The organism is Levilactobacillus yonginensis (genome assembly GCF_964065165.1).
GTDB lineage: Bacteria > Bacillota > Bacilli > Lactobacillales > Lactobacillaceae > Levilactobacillus > Levilactobacillus yonginensis_A.
In genome coordinates, this window is sequence record NZ_OZ061549.1 from 1,446,370 (window position 1) to 1,459,289 (window position 12,920).

The window sequence follows — 12,920 nt, forward strand, 5'->3', positions numbered from 1 at the left end:
TAATTTCCACCGCAAAATATCTAATAAGTTTATACTTTAATTGTACTTATCCATTGAAGGAGGAATCTTTTATGTCCTTATTTAAACGTCATCCCTTAAATCTCACTGCCGCCGTAATTGCTGGCGGGGCCGCCGGGGTTATCTCCGGCCTGGTCAAACTCGGCTGGGAAAACGTCCTGCCACCCCGCACGGAAGAACGCGATGCTACCAACCCACCCCAAACATTGCTAGAACAATTTGGCGTGCCCAAGACTGTGACCCACGCAACCTATCACTACTCTGGGCACGAACTACCCTGGGTCAGCTATGTGATTCACTTCGGCTTCTCCACAACCTTTGCTGTCCTCTACCAAATCATCGGTGAGAAGATTCCAGCCGTGAAGAAGGACGCCGGTACCTGGTTCGGTCTGGCTATTTGGGTCGCCTTTCACTTAGGCATCATGCCCGCCATGGGTACCGTTCCAGCTGCTAAAGACCAGCCAAAGACGGAACACGTTTCTGAAGCTCTGGGCCACATCGTCTGGATGGTCACCAACGACCTCGTTGGCGCCGAAGTCTACCAGCGATTGATTCGGCAGAGCCAGCGTAAGTAGTCGAAAGGAGGCTACGACAAGTTGAATTCACCTTGGCAAACCAAATGGCCGGAGCGTTTGAGCTACGGTCTGAGTGACGCAGCGGACAACCTGGTCTTTCAGATGATGACCACCTACCTACTGTTCTTTTACACCGACGTCTACGGCCTATCTGCCAGTGCGGCCGCCATTCTCTTCATCGTCGCCCGCTTAGCCGACGTGGTGGAAAGTCTCATTATCGGGTTAATGATCGACCGGACCCATTCAAAATGGGGCAAGAGCCGACCGTTCTTTCTCTGGTACGCTCTGCCCTACGTCCTATTTGCTGTGCTAACCTTCGTTACCCCGCCGTTCAGTGGCACCGGCAAATTAGTCTGGGCTTATGTAACTTACTTAGGATTGGGCTTCTTCTATACGGCCGTCAACCTCCCGATTACGTCGATCCTTCCCACTATGACTCAGAATGAATCGGAACTGACCCTTCTGGGAGTCATCCGCCAATTTGGAGGGAGTTCCGTTCAAATTATTGTCGCGGTCTTTACGCTTCCCTTGGTTGCCTTCTTCGGTCACGGTAACCAGCAACGAGGCTTCCTTCTAACAATCGTGCTGTTCGGCCTAATTTCACTAGCACTGATTTGGAATACCTTTTTCCACGTCCGGGAACGCTTCACCAATCCGGAAGCCTCCCACCAGTCTTGGCACGCGGTCAGTACCATGTTGCGAAAAAATCAGCCCTGGCTGGTCATCTCGGTGGTCATCCTGCTGTATTGGCTGACCACCGCTATCAAGAATCAAACCACCATCTACTATTTCAAATACATTCAGCACAGTGAAAACCTGGTCCCCTGGGCCAATAGTTTTACGTTTGCTGCACTGATTGGTGTATTGTTGATCATTCATTCCACCCACATCTGGGGCAAGAAACGTACCATGCTCACGGGTATCACAGTGGCAGCAATCGGCCAAGGTATTCTAACGATTGGTGTTTTACTAAACCACCTGGTCGTGCTGTTTACGGGAATTCTGATTAACTCCGTTGGTAACGGCATCATCATCGGTCTGGTCTCCATCATGATTGCTGACACCATCCGTTACGGTATGGCAATGGGCATCCAGGCAGAGGGCATCCTCGCTTCCACCGATGACTTTGGCGTCAACGTCGGTTTAGGCTTGGGTGGTCTGGTAACGGCCGGTCTTTTCCACTTCTCCGGCTACGTAGCCAATCACCCGCAAAACGTCGCAACCCAACACATGATCACGTTGAACTACGCGTGGATTCCACTGATACTTTACGTTATCATGTTCAGCATCCTCTTGTTATACAATGAACGTCAGCTCGAAGCTACGATTTCTAAATAGTCTGTGAGAGTTCGCCTCCGGCTTAGATTGTGGATTTACCGCAACTTCAACCTAGGCATTCACACCATATGTAGCTAGTATCATTTAAAATTAAACTTACAGTAAAACAGAACCTGCTGGATTTCTCAGTAGGCTCTATTTTTGTTATGGATTAGGTTGTTGATCCGTAGGCGCAGGAATTCTAACAAAAATTTCCCGAACTACAAATCATTTTATGTAATCTAGTTTTCTTCCGTCCGATCATGAACTCCCCACACCATGACTAATAACCGAGTGACTTTTCACCATTGCCACCACCGCAATTTAGTGGTCACGCACAACTTAGCCGGAGGCTGCCGGGGAGTGAGACCGCACTTTGGCTCGCTCCGGTCTCCACAGCGGTCCCCCTCCCTGGCAGCCGCAGGTGGCTACAATCATCCAGCATAACCCAAAACAAAATAAAAACGACCACCAGGAAGAAATCTCCTACGGTCGTTCAGTATTATCAAACAGATTATTCATTGGTGTGCCCGTGACTCCGACTCTTGTTAGAGTTCCGACGCTTATCATGTAAACTGTCGAATCCAACAAAGCCAGCAGCAACGGCCCGCTCATTGGCTTGGTGGAGAACCCGGATAAAGCGTTCAGCTTCTTCCTTACCACCAAAGAATTCTAACCAACGGTGGAACCGTTCGTCGGTAGCCTCAGAGAGGTTCCGTTGAACGCGGCTCCCCGCAGCCGTCAGCGTAATGTACTTAACGCGTCGGTCATTAGGATCAACCTTTTGCATCACGTAGTTCTCCTTCAAAAGAACGTTCACTTGCCGGGCAATCGCACTCTTGGAAACGCCCTCGAGTTTAGCCAATTCAACTAAGGTTTGACCATTTTTACTCCGAGCAACGTTGTCCATCACCATAAACGCTTCAAAAGTTAAATTATACTTTTGTGTTGGAATGGACACAAAATCACCAATGTACTTGAAGATGTGCATGTACAAATCGTCAAATTCTTTTTTCAGTTGTGCTTCAGTAGTTACTGCCTCATTTGTCGTCTCTGTCATTGTCAGTCCATTACTCCTTCTCATTCAGCGCGAGGCGCTGCCATTTACCGTCCTGGAAAATGTGCACAGCTACGGGACTTCATTGTAGCCTAAAAAAACGCAGACGTCTTTGACCAGATTCCACGAAATGGATAACCCTACGTACATTTCACCGTCAAATCAAGTTATCCAATAATATTAAAAAACTGGTTTGCAAAAACGAACACTTGTTCTATAATGAAAACAACCTTTATTTTAAGGACGTGATCTCATGCACAGTGTTAGTCAGCGAATCAAAGCCATACTCCAAACGGCTTATCAAAACAATCAAATCACTACCCTAATATTTCATGACGTTACCTACACGGGAACGGTCGACTACGTTTCCGCGTCGACCGTTTACATGGGTTTAGCTGCTGGCCAATCGCAGGAAATTCCCCTCACCGAAATCAGCCATGTCAAGTTACACCAATTACAATCATGGTGGTATCTTTATGATCAAGCCCGTGAGTAACTTCCTCTAGTATCACCTCTATCAGCCAAAAAATAAACCCTTTTTTCTGAAATTGTTGGCATTTTCTTTACAATTTGAAGAAAACGCTACCTTGGTTAATCCGTTAGGTTTTTCCGTCCGACGCTGGCAACGTCATTTTAACGATAAAACCCCTTTTAAGTTAGTCCTAGTCTACCTAGAGTATAAACCCAAACGACCGGAAATATTGACCACAGTTTGAGTGAACTGGTAACAATCCGAAAGTTATATAGATTGACTGATTGATTGATCGAAATCAATTAGCGGGCAAAATAATAGACCCAACTCATTTCACGATAGCCAAAAGGTCGTGTACACTAGTAGATAAAGGAGGTCCTATTCTTGATCAAGATGATTGCTCTAGACCTAGATAACACGCTACTTGATAACCACAAAAAAATCAGTGAGGCCAACGTTGCCGCACTACAACGGCTCCATCAACAAGGCTTAAAAATTGTCCTATGTACCGGCCGACCACTTGCGGCTATCCACCCCTACATTGCCCAACTGGGCTTAACTGCGGAAACCGACTACACCATCACCTTTAATGGCGGTTTAGTCGTCCACAATGCCACGGGTGAGGTTCTCTATCAAAATGGCCTCCACAAGACGGACTTCGAACCGCTCTACCAGTACGCTTCACGCTACAGTCTCCCGCTAGATATCTTAGATTTTGATCAGGACTTCCAAATTAAAGAACTTGGCCCCTCACTTTATCACCGAGCCAAAAAGGTGGGCGTCGACTATTTTCCCGTAACGTTCAAAGAGTTACCCGATAACCTTTTTAGCACAGCATTAGTTTCGATTAAGCCAACAATGCTAGACGCCGTCAACCAACAACTACCAGAGGCCCTCTTTTCAACCTACCACGTGGTTCGCTCGCAGCCCCACATGCTAGAATTTCTCTCACCAGAAGTGGACAAAATCGTAGGCATCAAGGCTCTCCTGGCCCGTTTCAACTGGGATACCAGCAACTTGATGACTTTCGGTGACGCCGAAAACGACTTCCACATGATTCAACAAGCAGGCGAGGGGGTCGCTATGATCAATGGTCAGCTGGATGTAAAGGCCGTCGCCGATCACATTACCACCAAGGACAACAATGAATCCGGCGTGGCGGACTATCTACAAAGATATTTTGAGCTGGTTTAGTCGTAAAACCTACTTCCAAAGTAAAATCACACGAAACGGCCTGCTAGAAGTCATTGGGAAGATTACCCTTAATGATCGGTATGGACTTCTTAGACCATCCTTACAATCCCCAATTCGCACCATTGGTTATGGTATACTGAGACTCATTATTTGCAAACATTCATAACTTGATTAACTGGTGGTGACCACTATCTGGGGCATCACCTTTTACGTGAAGGAAGACTTTCATGAACGACGTCATCAACTACTTCCAGTCAATTCGGATTCGTGGTCTTGGCTGGCTTCTCTTGGCAAGCCTGTACTTATTCGCCAACCAGCCCATTCTAATCATTGTGTACATCTACTTAGCGACGGTAATGGTTCTGCGGACGTGGCTCGCGCAATTCCCCCGTCCAGCTAAAATTGGCCTGACCGTCATCTACGGCCTTCTCCTAGTTATTCAGCTGGTCTTCATTTCTGCGGTCGTCTTCCCGTTGCGAGGCCAATCGCTCATCTATTTCCCAGCCAAACTGATTGGCGTGCTCATCGTACTCTTCCCATTATGGGTCGAGCGCTTCGTAACGACCAACAACCAAACGGTCTTCTACTTACCCACGGTAGAAGAGACGGCCACGGTCAGCTTCGATGAATTACGTCAAAGTGCTGATAAACTGAGCGCGCTCATGGATAATGCCGCTGCGGCTAAAGATAAGGTCTCAGTCGACCACGTAAAAACAATTTTAGAAGACCTACCGCGTCACAGTTCCGTACACTACATCAATCACGGAACCCTCACAGATGCTTACTTTGATGCTGCTACGGCGACGTTAACCGATTCCAAACTTTACTTGGCCGTTTCCAACACGGGCAGTGCCGCCAGCGAGATGATCTCAGTGTTTACTCGTAAGCAGTTCAATCACGTGTCGCTCGCCTTCGACCGCGACTTAGAGACAATTATTAGTTATAATGGCGGCGACAACGTTTATCCACCAGGAATGAACGCCGAGACCCTGGAATTCTTCCACCAAAAGACTGGGGCTTCTGTCCTGGTATACAGCCTCCCGGTAACCACCGCTCAAAAGACGTTTGTCATTGACAAAATCGCCGAAATCAACCGTGAAGGCAGCGCCTACAACATGCTTGGATTGGTCTCTAAGCATTCTGCTAAGCCCAACATCATGTTCTGTTCACAATTTGTCTACAAGATGCTCAAATTGGCGGGAGTCGCCTACTTCGACATGAAGGACGGTGCCGTCCGACCAACGGACTTTATCGAACAGGATTATTATAAGAAATTGAAGTTTGAATACGAACTAAAATTCTAAGGACACGAAAGACGAGCCACCAACGCTGCATGCTGGTGACTCGTCTTTTTTAAGAAGGTTGAAAGTTTACCTGAATATACTCAGACTAGTTGCATCTAGACTGCTGCTATCTACCGACGATGCAGCTACAGGCTAGGAAGTCTTAGCTGACCCGCACGCTACCGCTAGTTGCGTAAACACTAATTGCGTGTTCTGGCTGATCACCGACCGTCCCAATCTTATGGGAGTCATCGTTTAAGCTCAGCTGTGCTTCTTGTGGTTCTCGCACGCGATCATGCTTACTCTTCAGATCCAAACGATAGTCAGTCATCAATGGCATCTGCAGGGTCACGCTGCCCCCAGCCTCAACCTTAAAATCATCAGTTAAGCCGGCCAGCTGAACGTTGACATTCCCGTTCCCAGCACGAAATGTACCGCCACCAGTAAAATTGCGGCCCTTAATGGCCCCATTATTGGCCGCAACAATGGCTTGTCCCATGTACCCGTCCAGCTTGATAGCGCCGTTTTGTCCGTGCAAATCAACGTCACCCGTGTGGTCTACCAATTTAATTGCGCCATTACGGGAATCGACCTTCAAAGTCCCGGACGTTTCCCGCGACGTCACGCTACCATTTTTGCTTAACAGTTCCAGCTTAGCCGCATGAACTTGGTCTAGCCGAATGGCACCGTTGGTGGACTTCAGTAGGAGCTCACTCACATGGTCATCAAACGCCCGCATACTGCCGTTGATAGCGTGCGCCGTAATTTTCAGTGGCGCACTGAGGTCGCTGATTTCTAGACTCCCATTACCAGCATGGACACCGACCATTGCCGCCAGGTTAGCCGGCAAAAAGATTTCTGCGCGGACGTGGTTGGGCCACAGACGGGGCCGGTCTCCCTGTTTAATTGTGAGGAGATCCCCGTGCCGTTCAGCTCGCAGGTAATACCGGGCATTGTCCCGGCTCATGTACTCATTGATCACGATTTCGTCGGCATTAGCCGGGCCCAATTTAACTGCCGCATCCCGGTAGCTCAGGTCCACATGTGCCAAATCTGCCACGTTAAAGGACTGTGTGTTGACCAGTCGCAGCGACTCCACAAAGGTCCGTCGTGGCCGCTCACCATTCACATAAACGTCGTCACCCTGGACATCGATCATCCCGCCGGCTACCGAAACATGGTCGCCATCAACTTTGACCAATTTACCAAAATCAACCTTATCATTTTCTCCATCTACCAGAACGTGGTGACCCCAAGTCACTTTGTCCCCGTGAATCTTCAATTTGCCAATTTTTACTTGGGAGTCGTCAACGTCACGTTCCGTGGCGTCATCAGCTGACCCATCCGCCGCATCTTCTGCCGCCACTTCTTTAAGCAAAGCATCGATGTCGCCCAGCTGTGCCATGGCTTCGTCCACGGCCAGTGCTGCAGCCTGTCCCTGATTCACTTTATCCGTGACGGCCTCGGTAAGGTCCCCCACAAGTTCTTCCTTCAATTCCGTCAACGCCCGTGAAGGCTGATACTGGCTGAATCGTTGATCCAACCGCGTGCGAATTTCCATTGTGATATCGTCCATGCTAATCCTCCTCGGGAACCGTTCCCGTAATTAAGTCATCAATAATTGGTTTGGCCACTTGCCAAGCCGCAGTATTTTTCTTCAGCAGGGCCACCCCCACTGGCGTCACGTGATAGTATTTTCGCCGAGATCCCTGAGATTCATCCCCCCAGTAGTCCTCCAATGCCCCATTCTTTTCCAGCCGGCGAAAGACGGTATACAACGTGGCCTCGTTGAGTTCATAATGTCCCTGACTTAGTAGCTTGACTCGTTTGGCGACCTGATATCCATAACTATCCCCCTGTTGCAGAATATTTAAAATAATCGTATCCGTATGGCCCCGGATGAGATCTTTGGAAATAACCTCAGCCATATTGCCACTCCCTTCCGTTTTCTCAATGGAACTAATGTATCACACACTACTATGTGTGTCAAAGTAATTTATCTAAAACAGTAAAATACCTAATAAAGAGAGTGAGCCAAAGGGCGGTTAGTCAATAAGCATTAACGTCGATGGACGAATAATCCTGATCTTGGATTGTTTGTCCATCGGGGTTAAGCGGAGTTGACTGCCTTTCGTCGCATGTTTCAGCTATATATGTTCAGAACGCAAAAAGGGTCTGAGACTTTTGTCCCAGACCACTTAGTCTAAAATTAAGTTTGCATGACTGGCTTGAGTTCTACTGAAGCTGGATCAGCCACAAACTAAGGTCGGTGTACTGCCTAACACGTAACCCCCACTTTAGCTACCAACCACTTTAACTACCAACCCGAGGTTTTTACGCCAACGGACAATTGCAACGACTAATGTAACCGCAGGCCCCAATTTCTGGCAGTCGAAGGCGGCTTTTAAAGTCTATTTCAGCTCAGTAAACGCCCCAGGAAGAATACCCTCAACGGTAGTCTCAGCAAAAGCGCCGGACTGATTAGTTAAGTAGACCGGTGCATCAGCATCAAAGAACTCAGCAATCACCTGCCGACAGATACCACAAGGTGCGATGGGACCTTCCGTATTGCCAGTGACTAACAGCGCCGTAAAATGTTTCTCACCAGCAGCGATACCGGAAAAGATTGCCGTCCGTTCGGCACAGTTGGTTGCGCCGTACGATGCGTTTTCAATATTGCAGCCACCATAGACCTTGCCACTAGCACCAACCGCCGCTGCCCCAACGTGAAAGTGGGAATACGGGGTGTAGGCTTTGTCCAACATTGCCGTAGCAACTTTCAATAATTCAACTTGTTCTGCCATGTTGATTCCTCCTCGTTATTAAACGGTTTTACTTCACTACATTGTTACACAAACGGCTTGTAAGCGCTACCGTTTCGGCCAACTTTCTACGTATTTCGTTAATTTTTCACTAAACTGGCTAAGCCTGAGACGAGCTATGCTAGAATAAACGTCATAACTACACCTCAATAAACCAAAATTCAGGGAGATAATTCGTCTAATGAAAGCCTTTCGCAGTATTCTAAGCTGGGTTTTGCCTATCTTGATTGCCCTTGTGGTCGTCTTGCTGGTACGCACCTACGTGTTTGAAGTCGTTAAGGTCTCAGGTGGCTCCATGGAGCCCAACCTGGCTGACCAAGAACGAATGGTGGTCGTCAAACCACTGAAGTTAAAACGGCTCAGCGTCATTGTCTTTGACGCCTACGGGGAAGACCCACAAGCCGCCAAAAACACCAACTACGTTAAGCGGGTCATCGGCCTGCCTGGTGACAAAGTCGTCAGCAAGAACGGCTATATTTACGTGAACAACCAAGCTATCAATCAGTCCTTCATCAGCAAAGACGAGCGGACTTCGGGAACTGGTAATTGGACGCTAAGCAGTCTTGCCAAGGCGCATGACTGGAAGTATCAGGGGAATACAGTTCCCCAAAACCACTACTTCGTGCTCGGTGATCACCGGAGCATTTCCGAGGATGGCCGCGCCTGGGGTTACGTGGATTCTGACAAGGTCATGGGAATTGTGAAGGTTCCCTTCTGGCAAGGCACCACAACTCATCGGACCAACGTGAATAGTCTGGCAAGCTAAGCTAACGACAGCAATCAAAAATGGATTCAGGGCGAATAACCTTGAATCCATTTTTTAACACGCTATTTACGCATCCACGTTCTATTTTTTTACAAATCGGTTAGCTCTCACGACGCTTCACAAGTGCCCCACTGATCACTGCCGCTAAAATTAAGAGTCCCAGCATAACCAGCGAAGTGGCCTTCGCTTCATTCGTTTGAGGCAAAGCACCAGCTGAACCCGCTGAAGGGGCAGCTGCAGCATGGTGTGAAAGGGTTGTCGCTGGTGTATTCCCAGTTATGGTGTCGGCACCACCCCCGTGATTGGTAACATCAGGCGTATTAGGTGAAACACCATCGCCCTCTTCACTAGTTGGTGTCTGATCATCCGGAACGGTGACCGTCTGGCTGGCATCATTGATATCCGCGTGGGTAGCAATCTCCTTGCCATCCTGGTACAAGTTTTCAAATACAACCAGTTGCTTGCCAGCTAAGCCACTTGCATCAAAGGTAAAGTCAACGTAAACGTAGCCATTAGCCGACGTTGGCGTAAAGGTCGTCGAACCGGCAACCTCTTTACCATTGACCAGCAGTGCGTTCCCCGTTTCCTTGTCCATTAAGATACCAGAAACGGTGTAAGACTTACCTGGCGTTAAATTCGTGTATTGCACCCGATCTTGTACGGTGACCGAGCTATCAGCGTCAACTGATTTGTCGCCATCACTGGCATCGGTAGCCGTCGTTTGTAGCGTTGGATTGGAAACGATAACCGTTTGACCATTATCGTTAATATCAGCGTGACTAGTTACTTGATTGCCGTTGTGATAGAGCGTTTCAAAGACCACAATGTCCTTACCACGTAGTGAACTGGCATTAAAAGTAAACTGGACATTGATGATACCATTGGGTGCTTCAGGGGTAAAGGTGGTTGAACCAGTAATTTCTTGCCCATCAACCTTGAGCGTGTTACCAGTCGTCTTATCCATCAAGACACCCTTGACCGTGTAGGTCTTACCCGGCGTCAAATTGTGGAAAGTAACGCGATCAACAATGGTTGTGTCGCGGGTTGGATTGATTACCTTATCCCCATCGTTACCATCAACCGCAGTCGTCCCAATTGATGGTTTTTGCGTTAGATTAATAGCCACAGTCTGGCCGCTATCGTTGATGTCTTCATGACTAATGACCACTTTACCATCTTGAAGTAGGCTTTCAAAAGCAACGACCTGCTTCCCGTTCAGAGCGCTCGCATCAAACGTAAACGCAACATTAACTGACCCTGCGCTTGAAGTTGGTGTGAACGTCGTTGAGCCAGTAACCTGTTTGCCGTTCACTTGTAAGGCGTTACCCGTAGCTTTGTCCATTAGAGTGCCTTTAACCGTGTACGCCTTGCCAACGGTGAGTCCTTTATACTGAACCTGATCGACAATCTTAGCCTCACCAGACTGGGTAATCGTTTTATTACCGTCACTAGTCGCCGTCGTCCCAATGGTTGGCTTCTCAACATCTGACTTCCAACTCATCGTGTCAGTGGCCTTTTGATCATCACTGACATACTTATCACCCACAACTAACGCCTGTTGTTGGTTCGTCGCAGGTCGATCGTACTTCGCGAAGGTGTAGGAATCGGTCCCACCATTAGCAACGACATCGACCGATCCATCAGCCGTCGTGTCCGGCACGGAAATGCTGAACTTATCACTGACCTTGACGTTAACGCCCTTGGTCGAACTAATTTCTGAACTCGTTCCGTCCGCCGTCTTAACCTGAGCACCAGTTACGTCCTTACTCAAAGTAATATCGGCTTGCCCTTGTAAATCATGCGGCGCGGTTAACTCATAATTCTGCGTGAACTGACCATTCTTATCAGTAACGCTTCCATCCTTTTGCAGCTGAATATCCAGGTCTTCGTATACCCACTGTTTAAGGTTAGCCATCGCATCGTTCAACGTCGGATTTACAATATCAAAATCATCAACGTTAATCCCATCGGTTGGGACAATCTTATGAACCATCCACTGCGTTGCAATGAAGGCATCGATGTTGCTCAGGGTCGAAACACCAGCCCCTTTATATGTATCGGTACCGTGTTCAACATAACCCAACTTTAACAGGTTACTCAGTTGCTTCTTCTGGGTGGCACTCAAGTCGTCTAGCGGTGACGACGAGCCATTTGGTGTTTCTTGATCAAAGTTCAAGCAGTATGCCAAAGCACCATCAGCCGTCTTAAACTTTTGACCATTCCAATCAGCGCCATTTCTTTGGGCAAATCCCCAAATTAACCCATCACTATCATATTTCAAATAGGTCCCTTGCAGTGGCACGCCATCATTCCAGGCATTGGTCGTCGTATCAATGCCAACTGGTGAAAATGTCTTTGAACCCGCTGGTGTAACCGCATCTTGGGCGGCTGAAGCCGGTGTGGGTGTGACTAAAAAGAATAGCGAAACCGCCAACAGTCCAACGAGGCTAAGAATCCCTAGTATTCTCTTTTTCATTTCTAAGACCCCCTTAAGGAAATTTTAATGTCATTTATAGTTTGATAATATTACATAACATTCAATCCTGCAATAGGTTCGTAGGGCATAATTCTAGCGGGTGTTAAACACTTTATGAATAAATTATATGACTAATCAAGTGATAAGCCCCGATATCAGACAATCGCTGTTAAAACGTTTATAAAATCGCACCACATCGGGCTATTTGGATAGTATAAACATCATAGTATGTTTAATTAAAATAATTTTTAAATGGCCGTAAACTGGGGCTATTTTGCGATTTTAGCGATTGGTTTGTTTGTTCAGCTTCATAACGTCTGCCCTCACACAAACTGAATAGTGGCTAAATATTGTGACGATAGCTTCCGACCCTTTTCACAAGCACCTGATTATTTTAGAAAACGACAGCTATGCGTACCAAGCTTCTCAACCACTACTTGTGGTCTCTGCCGCTTTTTCAAATGTGCTATACTGCTGAAAAATCGAGGTGATTTGATGGTTCGCAAATACCTAACTAACTACTGCCACAGTCTCCTGCCGATTCTCAGTTACCTGCTATTCACGGCCCACACGTTGGGCTTCACCGTTAAATTAGATCACGGACCGCTCACCATCTATCTGCTAAGCTCTTGGCTTATCTGTTATCCCTTGGTGGCGGACACGTTGCAGCGACTCCGACCCGAACGATTTTTGGCTCGACGACCTGCTATTCGATTACACAACCAGGATCTCCAATTTCACGACCACGGTTCTAACTGGCGCGTCCCCCACACCAAGGTCTCCCTTCTCGCTGCCAAAGATGTCGACACACCTGCGACGATTGGGCGCTGGCTATTCCTTCAAATTGCTATTCTGGGGCTGATTTTGCTAGCGCCTGCCTTATTACTGGGAAAATTACTCTGGCGACGTGGCTATCATTAACATTACCAAAAGACGCCTA

Annotated in this window: 12 protein-coding genes; 7 read left to right on the forward strand and 5 right to left on the reverse strand. The window is 47.7% G+C overall.

Features of this window, described 5'->3' with window-relative positions; all coding sequences use genetic code 11:
• Positions 1 to 71 precede the first annotated feature (71 nt).
• Entirely contained in the window at positions 72 to 593 is a 522-nt protein-coding gene (locus tag AB3Y94_RS06935) for a DUF1440 domain-containing protein (RefSeq protein ID WP_125681631.1), read from the forward strand.
• Positions 594 to 614: 21 nt separating this feature from the next.
• Positions 615 to 1,931, forward strand: a complete 1,317-nt coding sequence (locus AB3Y94_RS06940) for an MFS transporter (protein ID WP_125681633.1) — start codon at positions 615 to 617, stop codon at positions 1,929 to 1,931.
• 493 nt (positions 1,932 to 2,424) lie between these two features.
• Here the strand turns inward: AB3Y94_RS06940 and AB3Y94_RS06945 are convergent, their stop codons facing one another.
• A complete protein-coding gene (locus tag AB3Y94_RS06945; RefSeq protein ID WP_125681634.1) occupies positions 2,425 to 2,970 on the reverse strand; it encodes a MarR family winged helix-turn-helix transcriptional regulator in 546 nt (181 codons plus the stop codon).
• Positions 2,971 to 3,220: 250 nt separating this feature from the next.
• On the opposite strand from AB3Y94_RS06945, the gene AB3Y94_RS06950 reads away from it, so the two are divergent.
• The 3 genes from AB3Y94_RS06950 (at position 3,221) to AB3Y94_RS06960 (ending at position 5,937) form a co-directional block, all read left to right on the forward strand.
• Complete coding sequence (locus AB3Y94_RS06950; RefSeq protein WP_125681636.1) at positions 3,221 to 3,463, forward strand: hypothetical protein; 243 nt, start codon at positions 3,221 to 3,223, stop codon at positions 3,461 to 3,463.
• Positions 3,464 to 3,832: 369 nt separating this feature from the next.
• On the forward strand, positions 3,833 to 4,633 hold the full coding sequence (locus tag AB3Y94_RS06955; RefSeq protein WP_225428384.1) for a Cof-type HAD-IIB family hydrolase: 801 nt from the start codon (positions 3,833 to 3,835) through the stop codon (positions 4,631 to 4,633).
• 227 nt (positions 4,634 to 4,860) lie between these two features.
• The gene (locus AB3Y94_RS06960; protein ID WP_125681640.1) at positions 4,861 to 5,937 is read left to right on the forward strand and encodes a hypothetical protein; all 1,077 of its coding nucleotides are present in this window, start codon (positions 4,861 to 4,863) and stop codon (positions 5,935 to 5,937) included.
• Between the two features lie 142 nt (positions 5,938 to 6,079).
• Here the strand turns inward: AB3Y94_RS06960 and AB3Y94_RS06965 are convergent, their stop codons facing one another.
• The 3 genes from AB3Y94_RS06965 to AB3Y94_RS06975 form a co-directional block, all read right to left on the reverse strand.
• Entirely contained in the window at positions 6,080 to 7,492 is a 1,413-nt protein-coding gene (locus AB3Y94_RS06965; RefSeq protein WP_367295586.1) for a DUF4097 family beta strand repeat-containing protein, read from the reverse strand.
• A gap of 1 nt (position 7,493) precedes the next feature.
• Complete coding sequence (locus AB3Y94_RS06970) at positions 7,494 to 7,844, reverse strand: PadR family transcriptional regulator (protein WP_125681643.1); 351 nt, start codon at positions 7,842 to 7,844, stop codon at positions 7,494 to 7,496.
• A 483-nt stretch (positions 7,845 to 8,327) separates the two neighbouring features.
• A complete protein-coding gene (locus tag AB3Y94_RS06975; protein WP_125681645.1) occupies positions 8,328 to 8,720 on the reverse strand; it encodes a cytidine deaminase in 393 nt (130 codons plus the stop codon).
• A gap of 199 nt (positions 8,721 to 8,919) precedes the next feature.
• Here AB3Y94_RS06975 and lepB point away from each other — a divergent pair, with 199 nt between their 5' ends.
• Positions 8,920 to 9,504 (forward strand): signal peptidase I, encoded by a 585-nt coding sequence (gene lepB, locus AB3Y94_RS06980; RefSeq protein WP_125681647.1) that lies wholly within the window; start codon positions 8,920 to 8,922, stop codon positions 9,502 to 9,504.
• 100 nt (positions 9,505 to 9,604) lie between these two features.
• On the opposite strand, the gene AB3Y94_RS06985 is transcribed toward lepB, so the two are convergent.
• Positions 9,605 to 11,980, reverse strand: a complete 2,376-nt coding sequence (locus tag AB3Y94_RS06985; RefSeq protein ID WP_367295587.1) for a VaFE repeat-containing surface-anchored protein — start codon at positions 11,978 to 11,980, stop codon at positions 9,605 to 9,607.
• Positions 11,981 to 12,475: 495 nt separating this feature from the next.
• Here AB3Y94_RS06985 and AB3Y94_RS06990 point away from each other — a divergent pair, with 495 nt between their 5' ends.
• The gene (locus AB3Y94_RS06990; protein WP_367295588.1) at positions 12,476 to 12,901 is read left to right on the forward strand and encodes a hypothetical protein; all 426 of its coding nucleotides are present in this window, start codon (positions 12,476 to 12,478) and stop codon (positions 12,899 to 12,901) included.
• Positions 12,902 to 12,920 lie beyond the last annotated feature (19 nt).